Source organism: Ureibacillus aquaedulcis (genome assembly GCF_030418165.1).
Taxonomy (GTDB): Bacteria; Bacillota; Bacilli; order Bacillales_A; family Planococcaceae; genus Ureibacillus; species Ureibacillus aquaedulcis.
The window spans coordinates 24,766-40,624 of sequence record NZ_JAUHTQ010000011.1; the positions used below are offsets into that span (position 1 = coordinate 24,766).

General features: G+C 40.2%; 13 protein-coding genes. 4 read left to right on the forward strand and 9 right to left on the reverse strand.

Annotated features, from left to right (window positions below):
- Window positions 1–43: 43 nt before the first annotated feature.
- Window positions 44–607 carry a TetR/AcrR family transcriptional regulator gene (locus QYB95_RS13850; RefSeq protein WP_301138934.1) on the reverse strand — a complete coding sequence of 188 codons (564 nt, stop codon included), beginning with the start codon at window positions 605–607 and terminating at the stop codon, window positions 44–46.
- A 149-nt stretch (window positions 608–756) separates the two neighbouring features.
- Between QYB95_RS13850 and QYB95_RS13855 the strand changes: the two genes are divergently transcribed.
- Window positions 757–1,515 (forward strand): SDR family oxidoreductase, encoded by a 759-nt coding sequence (locus QYB95_RS13855; RefSeq protein WP_301138935.1) that lies wholly within the window; start codon window positions 757–759, stop codon window positions 1,513–1,515.
- A gap of 1,091 nt (window positions 1,516–2,606) precedes the next feature.
- Here the strand turns inward: QYB95_RS13855 and QYB95_RS13860 are convergent.
- Window positions 2,607–3,155, reverse strand: a complete 549-nt coding sequence (locus QYB95_RS13860; protein WP_301138936.1) for a recombinase family protein — start codon at window positions 3,153–3,155, stop codon at window positions 2,607–2,609.
- Between the two features lie 94 nt (window positions 3,156–3,249).
- Here QYB95_RS13860 and QYB95_RS13865 point away from each other — a divergent pair, with 94 nt between their 5' ends.
- Complete coding sequence (locus QYB95_RS13865) at window positions 3,250–4,683, forward strand: SulP family inorganic anion transporter (protein ID WP_301138937.1); 1,434 nt, start codon at window positions 3,250–3,252, stop codon at window positions 4,681–4,683.
- 12 nt (window positions 4,684–4,695) lie between these two features.
- A complete protein-coding gene (locus tag QYB95_RS13870) occupies window positions 4,696–5,115 on the forward strand; it encodes a universal stress protein (RefSeq protein WP_301138938.1) in 420 nt (139 codons plus the stop codon).
- Window positions 5,116–5,184: 69 nt separating this feature from the next.
- On the opposite strand, the gene QYB95_RS13875 is transcribed toward QYB95_RS13870, so the two are convergent.
- From QYB95_RS13875 to menC, 5 genes are all read right to left on the reverse strand, one after another.
- Window positions 5,185–6,204, reverse strand: a complete 1,020-nt coding sequence (locus tag QYB95_RS13875; protein WP_301138939.1) for a S66 family peptidase — start codon at window positions 6,202–6,204, stop codon at window positions 5,185–5,187.
- 129 nt (window positions 6,205–6,333) lie between these two features.
- Window positions 6,334–6,789, reverse strand: a complete 456-nt coding sequence (locus QYB95_RS13880; protein WP_301138940.1) for a hypothetical protein — start codon at window positions 6,787–6,789, stop codon at window positions 6,334–6,336.
- A 65-nt stretch (window positions 6,790–6,854) separates the two neighbouring features.
- Complete coding sequence (locus QYB95_RS13885) at window positions 6,855–7,598, reverse strand: FG-GAP repeat domain-containing protein (RefSeq protein ID WP_301138941.1); 744 nt, start codon at window positions 7,596–7,598, stop codon at window positions 6,855–6,857.
- Between the two features lie 114 nt (window positions 7,599–7,712).
- Window positions 7,713–8,753: a YkvI family membrane protein gene (locus QYB95_RS13890; RefSeq protein ID WP_301138942.1), complete on the reverse strand. Its 1,041-nt coding sequence runs from the start codon at window positions 8,751–8,753 to the stop codon at window positions 7,713–7,715.
- Between the two features lie 158 nt (window positions 8,754–8,911).
- Complete coding sequence (gene menC / locus QYB95_RS13895) at window positions 8,912–10,018, reverse strand: o-succinylbenzoate synthase (protein ID WP_301139009.1); 1,107 nt, start codon at window positions 10,016–10,018, stop codon at window positions 8,912–8,914.
- Between the two features lie 289 nt (window positions 10,019–10,307).
- Here menC and QYB95_RS13900 point away from each other — a divergent pair, with 289 nt between their 5' ends.
- Complete coding sequence (locus tag QYB95_RS13900) at window positions 10,308–11,501, forward strand: YbfB/YjiJ family MFS transporter (RefSeq protein WP_301138943.1); 1,194 nt, start codon at window positions 10,308–10,310, stop codon at window positions 11,499–11,501.
- A gap of 124 nt (window positions 11,502–11,625) precedes the next feature.
- On the opposite strand, the gene QYB95_RS13905 is transcribed toward QYB95_RS13900, so the two are convergent.
- Entirely contained in the window at window positions 11,626–11,844 is a 219-nt protein-coding gene (locus QYB95_RS13905) for a hypothetical protein (RefSeq protein WP_301138944.1), read from the reverse strand.
- A 922-nt stretch (window positions 11,845–12,766) separates the two neighbouring features.
- Complete coding sequence (locus QYB95_RS13910) at window positions 12,767–15,859, reverse strand: MMPL family transporter (protein ID WP_301139010.1); 3,093 nt, start codon at window positions 15,857–15,859, stop codon at window positions 12,767–12,769.

Sequence of the window (15,859 nt, forward strand, 5' to 3'; positions counted from 1 at the left end):
ATGTCTAATTCTAACCTATCCATAGGCGAAATGTTAGAAAAAATTATGTTAGTCTCAGAATTTTTACAAGCTGTTCATTCAAATAGTTCGCTTTCTGCTCAAAGTCATCCTGGTACCATTGAATAATTATTCCTAGAATAGCATTCGCTGCATAGGAAGCTTGTAAATTTGGGTCAATCCCCTCTGCACTCTTATAGTCTTTTTCTAGGTTGCCCGTTAATAAATTTTTTACCTCTTCAAGCAATAAATAATAATAGGTGAGGGGTACATTCTTAGATAATATGATACGATAATATTCTTTATATCTCTCTACGTGATGGAAGATCCGAACAGTTGAAGGATTTAATTTTTTTGGATTAAGCTTTGCCACATGTCGGTAAGGCTCTTGATAAGAGTTAGCCAAATCATCCATGATTTCCTTGAAGTATTCCCCAAATAAATCCCCTACTTGTGTGTAATGCAAATAAAAAGTACCTCTGTTGACCTTGGCAATCCTGCATATTTCAGAGATTGAAATGGCTTCCAGCGGTTTATTTTTCAACAAAGTTAGTAATGCTTTGTGAAGTGCTTCCTTCGTCTTCACCACTCTTAGATCAACTTGGCCCAAATTTTTTCACCTCTTCTTGAACAAAAAAGTCAGAATGTGTTCATTACTCAACATTATACTCTTTTTTGCTGATTGAAAGCGTTTACTTAATTCATTTATAATTTTTATTGTACAACTGTTCAATAATTTATTTTGGGAGGTTTTTTTAGATGAGATTACAGGAAAAAGTGGCAATCGTTACAGGGGCAGCTTCAGGCATGGGGAAAGCCATCGCGGAAGCTTATGCAAAAGAAGGCGCAAAAGTTGTAGTATCCGACTACAATTTCGAGGGAGCCAATGCTGTAGCAGAAAGCATTAAAGCTGCTGGTGGAGAAGCTATTGCGAACCGCACAAACGTTGCTGAATTAACTGATCTAGAAAACCTGTTTGCTGAAACAAAGGCTGCATTCGGTAAATTGGATATTTTAGTTAACAATGCCGGCATTATGGACGGCATGGAGCCAGTTGGTGAAATTTCAGATGAAAAATGGGATCGTGTATTTGCCGTAAATACAACTGGTGTAATGCGCGCCATGCGTATCGCAACAAATATTTTCCTAGAGCAAGGCCATGGCGTCATCGTCAACAACATTTCTGCTGGTGGATTACGTGGTGCCCGAGCAGGTGCAGCCTATACAGCCTCAAAACATGCTGTCACTGGCTTAACAAAAAATACGGCTTTCATGTATGCCAATTCCGGCATCCGTTGCAATGGAATCGCACCAGGCGGCGTGGAAACGAATATCGGTGCTTCGATGACAAACATATCAGAATTCGGTATGGGCCGCCAAATGACTGGCAGTGGTACAATGCCACGAGTAGGTAAACCCGAAGAAATCGCGCAACTTGCACTATTCCTGGGCTCCGACGAATCAAGTTTCATAAATGGTCAAGTGATTGCCGCAGATGCGGGCTGGACTGCATATTAATATTTTTGTAGATTGTGGGGGACCCAGTGTAATGGGTTCTCTTTTTTAGTTCGGCTTGTTGGTTGATTGATGAAGTATGGGCTACAGTGGGCTGCAATCTTGGGGTGTTGGTGTTGGCAATCTTACTTAAATTAGGGTAGATTACTCAGAAAGCATTTTGTAAACAGTAAAAGTTCATTATGTAGCTGAACGTGACTGTGAGCCGCTTTTCTTATGGATAATAGAAGCTTGGGTGGAGTAGGAATTGTCCTTGAGCGGTGGTCTCATGGACAAGGGAACCTCGGGTGGTGCCGGAATCGTCCTTTAGGAGTGGTGTCATGGACATTTGATGCTTGGCTGGGGCCGGAATTGTCCTTGAGCGGTGGTCTCATGGACATTTGATGCTTGGCTGCAGCTGGTATTGTCCTTGAGCGGTGGTCTCATGGACATTTGATGCTTGGCTGCAGCTGGTATTGTCCTTGAGCGGTGGTCACATGGACATTAGAACCTCGGGTGGTGCCGGAATTGTCCTTGAGCGGTGATCTCACGGACAATGGAACCTCGCTGGAGCCGGAATTGTCCTTAAGCGTGGTCTCATAGACAATAGAAACCCGAATTCGGCCGCACCTGTCCTTGAGCGGTGGTCTCACGGACAATAGAAGCCTCAATTCGGTCGGACCTGTCCTTGAGCGGTATTCTCATGGACAATAGAAACCCGAATTCGGCTGAACCTGTCCTTGAGCGGTGGTCTCACGGACAATAGAAGCCTCAATTCGATCGGACCTGTCTCTGAGCGCTGTTCTCAAGCAACAACAGAAACCGTGATGTAGCTAAAGCTGACTGTGAGCGGCTCTGCTGATAGTAAAGTAATCACACCTTTTACGAGAGGCGTCTCTTTGCCCTGTTCTCACTAAATTCGGTTTGATTGGGCATCGAGATGCTCTCTCGCTTCCCCTAATCGCCTATTTTTGATTTCTTCGGGCTCCGAGATGCAACCTCACTTCCCCTAATCGCATATTTCTAATGGCATCGCGCCCCGAGAAGCAACCTCTTAATACCTACCTACTTATTATCAGGCTGCGCGGGACTCTCTTTTGAGGCTAACTGCTGTGTTATACTCCTTCAACCGATTCCAAATATCGATAAAGTGTTGATTTACTGATACCGGTTTCATTTTTGATTTCAAGTAGTGTGTAATTCCCTGAATGATACATGGAGATGGCCTTTTTTATATTCTCGTCCGATTTTTTAGGCCGTCCAATCGATTTGCCTTGTTCTTTGGCATTGGCAATTCCGAGAATGGTTGACTGTTTGACAATATCTGATTGAAAGGCAATCAACTGCTCTAGAATTTCCGGTAGCTCTAAAGATAGGGCTTCCCTGCTCTGTATCCCTTCCTTTATAAATTGAATGGTCACCCCGTCTTTTTCACATAATTTGAGTAGTTCCATCAGGTGTCTGGTCGTGTCAGCTACTGCAAACATCCTTTCAACGATAATGACGTCCCCCTTCTGTAAACCCATTAACATTCGTTCAAGTTCTTCTCTTTTTTTGGGGAAACCGTGTGATTCCCGAAAGAGCTCTTCACAGTTTTGAAGCTGTTTCAACTGATGTTCGCAATTTTCATCGTTATACAAAGGGCGTATATACCCATAAATCATTCTATTCACTCCTCACATCTTTCCTAAAAATGTTCCTTTTTAGGAATAAAAGTGGTATGATAACCAAAGAATTTTTATTATAAAGGAGAGTACCATGCAAAGTTTAAAACAACAATGGTTTGGCAATATCCGAGGCGATATTTTATCCGGTCTTGTCGTAGCCCTTGCACTTATTCCCGAAGCCATTGCCTTTTCCATTATCGCCGGCGTTGACCCAATGGTAGGACTGTATGCATCCTTTACGATGGCAGTCACTATTGCATTTGCAGGCGGTCGTCCTGGGATGATCTCGGCTGCAACCGGTGCAATGGCCCTGGTAATGGTTCCGTTGATAAGAGATTACGGTTTAGAGTATCTGTTTGCCGCAACCCTTTTAACCGGAGTCATTCAAATACTCTTTGGCTTACTGAAAGTAGCCAAGTTAATGAAGTTTATCCCCAATGCTGTCATGATTGGCTTTGTTAATTCACTGGCGATTTTAATCTTTATGGCTCAAGTACCGCATTTTATCGGTATTTCCAACATGACCTATGTCTTTGTGGGAATCACTTTACTGCTTGTTTATACATTACCACGTTTTATAAAAGTGATTCCAGCACCACTTATTGCGATCGTTTCTTTAACTATTGTTGCTATTTTTAGCGGGGTTAATTTAAGGACGATTGGTGATCTTGGAACAATTACACAAACACTGCCATCGTTCATTATTCCGGATGTTCCCTTCAATCTGGAGACATTCAAAATCATTTTTCCTTTCTCCATTTCACTTGCCATAGTCGGTTTAGTGGAATCCTTATTAACCTCTCAAATTGTTGATGATATGACAGCAACTGAGAGCAACAAAAACCAGGAGGCAAGAGGACAAGGGATTGCGAACATTGTCACAGGCTTTTTTGGAGGAATGGCCGGTTGTGCGATGATCGGTCAATCTGTCATTAATGTAAAGTCTGGTGGACGTGGACGTCTCTCTACATTGGTTGCCGGGATTTTCCTTATGTTTTTAATTCTTGTGCTGGGCGATTTAGTTGTCAAAATCCCGATGCCTGTTTTAGTAGGGATCATGATTATGGTATGTATAGGTACTTTTGATTGGACTTCATTCAAGTATCTCGCTAAAGCTCCCCGTACTGATGCCATTGTCATGCTTACAACAGTTGTAAGCGTAGTTTGGACGCATGACCTTTCTAAAGGAGTAATTGCCGGAGTCATTTTAAGTGCTGTATTTTTTGTGGTTAAGATATCTTCCGTCAAAATCACACAAGAGAATAATCGTTACTATGTAAATGGGCAACTTTTCTTTGCTTCCACTGATTCTTTTATCGACTTCTTTAAATATAATGATTTTAACAGTAGTACGATCCAAATTGACTTCTCAAATAGCCGAATTTGGGATGATTCAGGTGTTGGTGCACTTGTGAAAGTAGAAGATCTTTTAAAAGAAAAAGGGATTGAAGTCGAAGTTGTCGAACTAGATGCTTCCAGCAAGAAAATACTATCGAAACTACAAGGTGTATCTTCATCACATTAGGAGGTTAACGGGATGTATAAACATATTTTACTAGCTGCCGATGGCTCAGAAAATGCTGTCCGTGCTGCAAAAGAAGCCATTAAAATTGCCGCATGTCACGAGGATTCAATGATTGAAATCGTCTATGTGGTAGACTTTGATCAATCAAAATCCGATGTGTTGCACTCAAGCTCGAGTGAAGCAAGGAATTTAGAGCGACGCAAAAAAATTGCTAGAGTAGAACAATTGATAAAAGAATCCAATGTTTCTTATAAAGTAACCTTCCTGCATGGCACACCTGGTCCTGAAATCGTCAAATATGCAAATGAACAACAGGCCGAATTGGTTGTGATTGGCAGTCGTGGTCTTAATAGCCTGCAGGAGATGGTATTAGGGAGCGTAAGTCACAAAGTGATGAAACGCGTTAACTGTCCAGCACTCATCGTGAAGTAGAAGAAAGCCAAAATATTCTAAAGGCAACAAGCATCTCACACATATTGAGATGCTTGTTTTTTAATCATGTTAGCACTTAAAGACTTGCTTAATCATATTTCCATTAGTGTTATATATTCTTACTTCAGCATATGCCCCGTTGATAAAGGTAAGTTGTGGCGGCATATGTCCACAATCAATATCATACGCAATCGGTAAGTTCAGTTCTTCAGCTAGCTCCATATAGACATCTAGAATGTGATAATCATTTACTGTTTCATTTGCAGTACTTCTGCCAAATAGAATCCCGCTGCAATGTTCAAACCATCCTGCCAGCTTCATTTGAATAAGCGATCTACGTAAATCCGGCACCGTTAAATCACAATTTTCAAGGTACCATATAATAGGATCATTGTTTATGTACTTTTGCTGGAATTGCCCGACATCCCCATATGGTGTACCGATCAAATGACGTATTACATCAATACAACCACCCAATAAGCGGCCTTTAATATAAATAGGCGTATTTTTAATGGTCTTCCACTTTGTAGGCTCCGTTAAATGATAGACCCAATCAGTAACATATTCATGCTGCCACCTTAGCTGGTACATTTCGGAAGGATACTGGATGATTTCTTCCCCATCCTTTGTACTTAGTACCTTCTCCCACATTGCTGTTGTTGGATCTGAGGTTTGTCCACGTAAATCAATCAAGTTTGGTCCATGGGCTGTAGCAATTCCCGTCTTTAGGGTCATGGCCAGCAAAAGTACACTGATATCTGAATAGCCAAGAACCCACTTTGACTTGATATTATCAAAATCAATAAACTCCAGAACTTCGACTAATAATTCTCCGCCCCAGGGAGGGAAAATCAACTGAATTGAGTCATCTTGCAGCATATAATTTAATTCATCTGCTCTTGTTTTCGCGGGGGCAGATCGGGCTTTATATTGAGTCCAACAAGTTTGTCCTATTTTAAACCGATAGCCTTTTCCTTCCATTCGGTAAACTGCCTCTTCCAATAAGGAATGTTGTTCTAAATGCAGTCCGGATGAGGGTGAAGTAACACCAACTTTTACTGGCTTTTTAAAAAGTGGATAACGAATCATTTCATAGCCCCTTTTCATTTGAAATGCTTTTTTCTTATTAACATATTATCAACTCCCTCTATTTACGCGTAAATTTCCACAAAAAATAAAGCCGATTTCAAAGTTGAAATCAGCTTTATCCTTAGTCATTTATTTATTTTCATCTGCTCTATTCATATCAGTAGTTCCGTCTGTACCAGTTCCAGTACCGCTTGATTCATTACCTTCTGTCGCTGTTCCACCAGCACCATTGCCGCCTGTAGTTCCGCCTGTACCAGCACCATTCATAGTACCACCTGTTCCACCAGTCGTACCGTTCGTTGTACCACCAGTAGAATTATTAGTACCATTCGTGCCATCTGTAGTACCATTGTTAGTGCCCATGCCATCATCTGTATCTAGCACTTCATCATCACCAACAGTATTATTATTAGTACCTGTACCATTGTTTGTATCGTCATTTAAATTGTTGGTACCTTGATCATGCACATCTTCGTTTATGACATCATTATTTTGACCTGCTTCGTCATTATCATTCATGCCACAACCAACTAATGCACCTGCAAAAAGAAACATAAACGGAATTGCCAATATTTTTTTCAACACAAATTCCCTCCTTAACGTGATGGTAATAGAATGTGCTGTTTTAAGGAGGTTATACAAAAAATAATTTATAAATTCTCTCCATAAATCGCTACAGTTTGGCGCACAATAAGAAACTCCCGACCATTCCAATGAAGCAGATTTTCAACGTAACCTAATCCATCTGCATGGTAACGGCCAGCAATTTGTTGCATACCAAGCAAGTCATACTTGCCATTACGCGCCAAGTCAACAGGATATAGAGCACTTACCGGATCCACCCAACCCTCGATTGGTTGTTTTAAAGTTCCATCTGCATTATAAATTACGTTTAAGTATTCGTTCCCTTTATTTTGCAGATCTAAAGTATACTTTTTTCTTGGATTCTCACTATATACTTCCGCCTTGTAATTATTTGCGTATTGCACCTTAAATGGATGCCGCTCGTTATATTGAACAGAATCAAAAATCTTGATCATTTTTCCTTGAATAGAAGAATACACATACGCAAAGATAATCCCTCCGCTTCCACCAGAATCTATAGCGATAAAAATATCCTTTATCCCATTTCCCGTTAAATCGCCCAGCCAGATTGTCGGATCATATCCAGCACTTTCCGGAAGTATGAATGCTTGAACCTGATTTGTTCGGCCATTTTTAACCATCAACTGTATTTTCGTTATATAAGGACTATCTTGCTGTTTTGAACCAACTAGAAATACCCAATCCAAAAAGCCATCGCCTGTAACATCACCAACTTGACTAGCAACAATCATTTGACCAGAGGTAAGAGGTACACCAGGAATTCTTCCCCAATAGAATTGGTTATTCATCTTCATTCTCCTTGCTCATCATGTCTCCTGTTACTAGTAAATGTTACACTGTATGGAAAAGTGCCTTAGATTTCTTATGTGCTTCATCCGCCCACCAGTGTTTAGAATCGAAGGTTAGCGTTTCTTTTTCCAGGAGAAGATAATGGCGACGATAATGAAAAAGCCTAAATAGCCCATTAAGGAGTAGACCTTGCCTACCAAAGTCGTAAAGCCTATAAAGCTTGCCATGAACCCAATGGCACCTGCCATAATGACAGCTGGCTTATACGTTGAATCCTTTGGAGGCACAAAGCGGACAATAAAGGAATAAAGTAGCCCTACAGCCGTACTATAAATCATTCCCAACAAGGCAATAGCCATTATAATTCCTAATATCGGATGCATATTAGCCGCGATTTCCAGAATTGGCATGTCCTTACCTGCTACGATATCCATTTTGGCAAACATTGCAACGTTAATGAATAAAATCAGGATCCCAAGGGTGATTCCGCCTATTAGCCCACCTAACCCTGCAACTCTTCGACTACTCGCAGTACTGCCAATAACCGTCAGCATCGCCACACCTGTGGCTATATTGTAGGAAACATAGAGCAAAGCACCCGTTAACCAATTAGGAGCCGCTACACGCTGATGCTGAGCCAAGATATGTTGTTCGGCTATCGTTAAATCCATCGTAAAAATGGAATAAAGTGCGATAATCAGCATAATGGAAAGCAAATAAGGAGTAGCTACACCAATAATACTTATAATGTTTTTTACATTAAGCATTAATGTGAGAACCGTAATGACAACCATAAATAAACTGCCGTTAACAGGGGCAACACCAAATATTTGATAAAAGGTAGCCCCTGCACCCGCAAACATCGCTACAGTGACAGCAAATAAAAAGAAGGTAATCATGATATCCAATATTGCCCCAAAAGAACGCCCCGCTATATGATAAACAACTTCCTTATGAGATGAAGTTTGTAGTTCATAGCCTAATTGTGCAATGCTCATTCCCAGAAAGGAAAAACCGATCATGGCTACGATGGCACCGGCAATTCCGTAAGTACCGAAGCCAGTAAAAAATTGCATAATTTCCTGGCCGGAAGCAAAGCCCCCACCAACAACCAACCCCACAAATGCTCCGCCGATTTGAAAACTCTTTTTCACCAATTCCCTCATTTCTAAATTGGACAATCATCTATACAAGCTATCATGTATGATATTTCTATATACATACGTCTAATAGAGTCATGAAATGTTTTTCAAATTTCGACGAAAAACCGCAGGAAGCAAACGATTTTCGAGCCTCCTGCGGTTTTTAATAATCATTTATATGTTTTACTAGCTACTGTATATTTACCAATGGTTTCTAGATCCGGGGTATAGCCTATACCAACTTCCTGGGGAACCGTGATATAGCCATCCTGGGCAATCACTTCCGGTGTAATAATATCCTGTTCAAAATAATGGCTGGAGCCTGCTGTATCTCCAGGCATAACAAAGTTTGAAAGTGCCGTCAAAGCGATGTTATGCGCACGCCCGATTCCGGACTCGAGCATACCGCCGCACCAAACAGGAATCCCCATTTTTTCACAGTAGTCATGAATTTTTTTTGCCTCTGAAATACCGCCGACACGACCAATTTTAATATTGATAACCCCGCAGCTTCCTAATTCGACCGCTTTTCTTGCATCCTCCAGCGACAGAATGCTTTCATCTAAACAAATCGGCGTCTTGATTTGTTTTTGTAACACGGCATGGTCAATAATATCATCAGATGCGAGGGGTTGCTCAATCATCATCAGGTTAAATTCATCCAACTGTTTGAGAGTCTGGATATCCTTCAAAGTATAAGCAGAATTTGCATCAGCCATCATTGGTACATCCGGGAAGTGCTTACGCAGAACGCGCATTACCTCTACATCCCAGCCTGGCTTGATTTTGAGTTTTATACGTTTATAACCATCCTTAACAGCGTTGTCGACAACCTCTATTTGTTTTTCAATCGTCTCCTGGATTCCCAGGCTTATCCCTACTTCAATTTTTTCTTTCATACCACCCATAGCCTGTGCCAAGGATTGATTTGATTGTTGAGCATAAATATCCCAAAGTGCCCCTTCGATTGCAGACTTGGCCATATTATTTTTTCGAATACCCTTAAATAACTCTAAAGCATCATTCGGGTGTTGTATCTCTTGATTTAAAATCAGTGGGATGAGGAAATCCTCCAGCATATGCCAGGTGGTTTTTAATGTTTCTTCTGTATACCATGGCGCCTCGAAGGCAACGGATTCCCCGAAGCCGATTGTCCCCTGCTCATCCCGCACTTCCAATACTAAAAATTCCTTGTTGTAAATAGTGCCAAAGCTTGTAGAGAAAGGGTTTTTAAGTTGCATTTTTAAATGGCGAATGGTAACTTCCTTTATTTTCATCATTATCCTCTTTTCCTTCATGATCAATGGATTTGTTCACTTTTACGACCACATAGTAATAAATATACATCCTTTTTGCAGAATAAGTTGAGAAGTCGACTCTGTAGGCATAGGAAAAGTTAACTTATTCATTCTATAACGTTCTATTATAACAAGGTTCGTTAGATCAATAATCATTATGAACTCTCTATTGCTTATTTTAAAAATCTTGATTCCCGATAATAGAATGTTACAATTATAGGAAAGTTTTTGAATTTCTTCATAAATTGATCGTAAGGGGATGTACGATTTGCAGAAACAACACATAGGGGTGCTTTTTGGGGGCGTATTGCTTTTAGTTGTTGCAATGGGGATCAGCCGGTTTGCATTTACGCCGATATTACCGTTTATGCGAATTGGGGAAGGGCTTTCCTTTGAGGAAGGCGGCTACTTAGCCTCCAGTAATTATATCGGTTATTTTGTGGGTGCCCTGGGTGCTGGTTTTATTTACCGGAACAAAAAGAACTTCTTGCTCTTAACCGTTATACTGAATGTCTTTTCAATTTTCTTTATGGGACTGACACATTCATTTTTATTATGGGTGCTATTGCGATTCATTGCGGGTGCAACAAGCGGTTTTATTTTCGTATTAACATCCAGTATTATCATGGACTATTTAGCAGCCCATTTTCAGACAAGATTTTCGGGCTTTTTATTCTCCGGGATTGGGATAGGTATTGCCATTTCCGGTTTGCTCGTACCTTTTTTAGAAGGAAGCTTCGGTTGGGAAGGCACTTGGTTGGGGCTTGGCATTTTATCCGCCCTATTACTTATGATTACACTATTCCTTTGGAGAAATATCTCTATCCAGAATAGCGAAAAAGTTGAAAAATCAAAAGAAACGAAAATCCTGCAAGGCTTCATGCCTTGGTTGATCATAGCCTATGGTTTAGAGGGCCTTGGCTATATTATTACCGGGACATTCTTGGTAGATATTATCTACAATATTGAGAGTTTAAGACCCTTTGCGAGTTTTAGTTGGGTCATCGCAGGAATCGCTGCCGCGCCAGCCGCACCGCTTTGGATGCTGTTCATTTCCAGATACTCTACTGTGAAAGTACTATCTATTGCTTATACCCTGCAAGTGATCGGCATTCTTTTGCCCGTCATTACACAGACATCTTGGAGTGTTCTTTTATCCGCCTTTTTATTTGGCTTTACCTTTGTTGGAATTGTTTCTCTATCAACCGCTTATGCACGAGAGCTATTTCCGAAACAAAGTGGAGTCGTGGTTTCCGCATTAACAACCGTCTATGCACTTGGTCAAATAATTGGACCTATATTGGCAAGCTCTGTTGAAGCATACTTTAATAGCTTTAAGGCGCCACTTTCCTTTGCAGGCTCCATTGTAACGCTTGCCCTTGCAATTTTGTTGGTAGGAAAATGGTATAGTACCCGTAAAGAGCTTTCCAAAGACATTGAGGTTTATCATCATTCTAGTTAGCTATTGCTTTATGTAGTTTCCCTTTAAACAAGGGAAACTTTTTTTGTTTCCTGATTAAATTCCCTTTGACAAAATATCCTTCTTTTTCTCGAGACAATCTCCTAATATTTATTGGAAAGTAGATTCAATCCTTATCATTTATATTAGACTTCAGCACATTTTTTACTTTCATGGCTATATGTCCATTAACTAAATCTATTAACCGAATAATATGATACTGAAAGGAGGTGAATAAAGGTTTGTAATTGTTCTCCTCATCGTTTTTGCCAAGTTCATACTCCTCCTCCAAATAGGCAAGATGATGACTTAAATCTGGATGAATGGATACAAACCCTCTTATCAATCTATTATTACTCTGATGTTTTTAGGAGATGACACTTTGGCCGTGAAAAAGTGGAGCTTTAAAAAGAACTGGATAGCATGTTGGTAAACTTACTCACCTGGTAGATTCAAGCCAACAACGACGGTTAATTCATTTCTTCCCCCTCTTATAAGAAAGCTCCATGGCATCCCGGAAATGTGTAAACAGCATCTCTTGCAAACATTGCTGATTTTATGGGAACCTCATAAGAGAATTATCAATTTGATGATGTAAGCAAATGCTTTGATCATAATGATACAGTTGAAAAAACATGGGAACGACTCGATAGAAATCTAGCAATTCGGACATCAAAACGCTAAAAAAGAAAAATTATCATCTTATTAAATTCCGGCAGATGCGCGCATCATGATAATTGCACAATTACTCTATCAGAGGCGGCGGAATCCGTATTCCATCCAATATCTCATAATCAGCAAAAAGAGTAGTTATCGAAAAGGCTTCGGGGATGTATATTTCCTTTAGTATAAACAGGGATTTCTGAACCTAGATGCCTTATGTTTCAGAAATGGAATCTAATGATATGAAGGATTCCAATCGATTATTATTATCTAGTAATTGATCACAATAATAATGATGAAAACTCCTCCTTTCAGACATTATTAGCGATTGTGACTAAAAATAGTATTTTAGTTTTTACGAAGACTTTTCGTAAATATGGTGTACCCGTTATTGAGTAGCACCCAACTCAGGTTAGAACAGTAATTTCTTCCACAAACCCATTTTATACAACCTATTTAATGTCTATTAGTTCGCAACTAATAGGCATCTTTTTTTTGAGGTTTTAAAACCTAACCACAACGTATCTCTCCATAATTTCCAATACGGTCTTTCAGCGAATAAAAAAGGTGAGGGGAAATTGAATTTCCCTTCACCTCTTTTAAAGCTATTCTTTTTTCTTTGCGAAGACGTTTTTCATTTTTTCTGTCAACCCCATTACTGCTGGCATGAAGACCGGCAGCATGATAAAGCTTAATAATACGAGACCGACTAATACTAAAATCGCCACTTGCATTAAAGTAACAATCCCGGAAGGAATTAATGCAGCGAATGTACCACCCAAGATTAAGGCCGCAGACAAGACAACCCCACCAATGTGTTTGGCTGCATCAATGATTGCCACACTTCCTTGTTCCTTCACCTCATGATAACGCATCATTAAGAAGATACTATAATCCACCCCTAATGTAACAATCATGATGAAACTAAAGAATGGAACGTTCCAGCTTAAAATACTTTGCCCCAGTAATGCCTCACTCAATAATTCAGAAAGTCCGAGTGATGTATAGTAAGCCAGAATTAGCGATGCAATTATAATAATCGGCTGCCAAATCGAACGTGTAATGACGACTAATACCAGTGCAATACCAACCATCATGATAACGATTGTGCGTGTAAAGTCATCACTGGAAATTTGCTGTAAGTCCACATTGGCGACCGACTTGCCGCCTAAGGCAATTTCAGCATCACTAAGACTTGAGTTTTTGGCAGTTGCATTGATTTGTTCATCGATATCTTCGATGATTGACATTGCTTCTTTTGAATATGGATTTACGTCTAAAATAATCGTCATTTTTGACATTGTGCGATCATTGGACATGTACATATTCAAGCTTTCTTCAAATTCGCCACCGTCCAGAGCTTCCTGTGGTATATAGAAAACGCTATTTGCATCCGAGGTACTTACTTCCCCAAGATAATCTTGGGCATCTAATAGGCCATCACTGATTTCGGTCAAGCCTTCAGTGCTTTGAGCTAAACCGTCTTGCAGTTGCGTCATCTTATCTTGAAGTGTTGCCAAGCCCTCTTGCAATTGTTTTTGACCATCATTCACGGTTGATAACCCTGATTCGAGTTCCCCCGTTTTTGAACTAATTTGATTTACTCCTGTTTGACCTGAGTCAAGGCCTGTCGCAAATGTACCCGCTCCAGTTTGCAGTTGTCCTACCCCAGTTTCAACCTGCTGCAAGCCATTAGTGATTTGAGAAAAAGATGCATTTGCTTCTTGTAGTGATGTAACAGCTACATCGTACTGTGGAGTCAGTTCTTGCAATCTTGCTGATAATTGTGATAGTTGTTCTTGAGCCGATTTCGCGGTACCAATAACTGTTTGAACATTTTCATCTGTTGCAAGCTCCGGGTTTGATTGGACTAAGGCATTCATGGATTGTTCAATTGCTGCATAGCCTTGGGAGCTACTTTCAATACCGCTTTCTACAGTAGTAAACAACTCGCTAAATGCACTAAAGCCATTTTCAATTTCCCCATACCCTTCTTGTAACCGGGAAGCCCCATCACTTAAATCGCCGATGCTTTGTTTTAAAGCACTTAAACCATCTTCTAATTCGGCTGCACCATTCGCCCCATCTTCAAAGCCTTGGGCTACTTGATTTAAGGCATCACCTAACTGGCCGACACCCTGCTCCATTGCAGCTGTGCCATCAATTAGTTGTTGGACACTATCAAAGCTGTTTTCATCTACTTCACCAAGTTTGTTTTCCGCTTCAGAAAGGCCATTATTAATCGTTCCCAGCCCTTCCTGTGCAGAACCAAGACCCTCATTTAATGTATTCGTTTGATCTTGGATATATAAATCCTGTATTTTTTCCCCAGCTGGACGTGTAACTGATAAGACTTGGGAGACACCATCCACGTTCGAAATAACATCTGTCAGTTCGTCTATATCCTGCAGCCCTTGTTGAGTAGCAAGTGAGTCACCTGCTTTTATGACCAGTGTTGTTGGTGATGAGAACCCCGATGGAAAATGACCTTCAATGACATTGATGGCTTGCTTCGATTCATATTCATCACTAATTTCGACTAAGTCGTTATAATTCAGCTCGCCGGTATATTTGATAATGAATGGTACAGAAAGTACAGCTACTAAAACCAGTGCGACAATTGGTCTAAAGAAGGAATGCTTCGATAAGAATAACCATATTTTATTTTCACTATGGCCATTAATTGATTTGGCCGGCCAGAACATCTTGATGCCAAATACAGCCATAAAGAACGGATTTAGTGTAAGCAATACTAGCAATAAAACTGCTACCCCGATCGCAACAGCTGATGTAGCTTGATATAATTTAAATTCTGCCAAGTACAATACGATAAATCCGATAAATACCGCAATTCCGCTATAAATAACTGTTTTACCCGCCGTTTTATAAGTCTCTGTAATAGCTTTTAATATATGTCCGCCTTTACCGAGCTCTTCTTTAAAACGTGTGTAAAGAAGAATATTGTAATCTGTTCCTATCCCGAACAAAATAACGATCAAAAAGACTTGCGTAAAATTTGAGAATGGGAAGTTAAACTTATCAACAAGTTGAGTAACAATCCCAAGAGAAACAATATAAGATACGCCCACCGTAATAAGTGAAATCAAAGGAACCACAGGTGAACGGAATACCAAGATCAATACGACCAAAATGAAAACAATCGCAATGACCTCTGTTTTCTTAATTCCTGCTTGTGAGGACTTCGCAAAATCATCCATGACAATGTCTGTCCCAGTATAGTAAGAATCAACTGAATCTAATTCAGTTATTTCACGTAAGCCTTGGGCAGCTTCTTCAACTGTTCCTTGCTTTTTGTCAACGGAAATTTGGGTCAAAATCGTTGTTCCGTCTTCGGAAACCAGTTGCTTCTCAGCCTCTTCACTATCTTCGGGAGCAAGCATATCCGTTATTCCCAGCTCATCACGATGAGTTTTTAAGTTTTGGATAGCCCCTTCAACCTCTTTTAGCTGAGTCTCATTTAACGCTTCATCACTGCCACTTGTAAACACCGCTATAAATTCATAGGTGTCTGTTCCTTCATCTGCCATCTCTGTCAACAACTCGGAGGCAACTTTACTTTGCGTATAGGATGGAATGTCCGTTTGACCTTTTTCACGTACGAGTGTATCTAAATTTGGCATCGTGACAATCATTACCACTGAAATAATTACCCATACTACAAACGATACCGTACGCAT

Coding starts and splice junctions, on each gene's coding strand:
- QYB95_RS13855 (WP_301138935.1), top strand. CDS start 757: ATGAGATTACAGGAAAAAGTGGCAATCGTTACAGGGGCAGCTTCAGGC.
- QYB95_RS13860 (WP_301138936.1), bottom strand. CDS start 3,155: ATGATTTATGGGTATATACGCCCTTTGTATAACGATGAAAATTGCGAA.
- QYB95_RS13865 (WP_301138937.1), top strand. CDS start 3,250: ATGCAAAGTTTAAAACAACAATGGTTTGGCAATATCCGAGGCGATATT.
- QYB95_RS13870 (WP_301138938.1), top strand. CDS start 4,696: ATGTATAAACATATTTTACTAGCTGCCGATGGCTCAGAAAATGCTGTC.
- QYB95_RS13875 (WP_301138939.1), bottom strand. CDS start 6,204: ATGATTCGTTATCCACTTTTTAAAAAGCCAGTAAAAGTTGGTGTTACT.
- QYB95_RS13885 (WP_301138941.1), bottom strand. CDS start 7,598: ATGAATAACCAATTCTATTGGGGAAGAATTCCTGGTGTACCTCTTACC.
- menC (WP_301139009.1), bottom strand. CDS start 10,018: ATGAAAATAAAGGAAGTTACCATTCGCCATTTAAAAATGCAACTTAAA.
- QYB95_RS13910 (WP_301139010.1), bottom strand. CDS start 15,859: ATGCGTACGGTATCGTTTGTAGTATGGGTAATTATTTCAGTGGTAATG.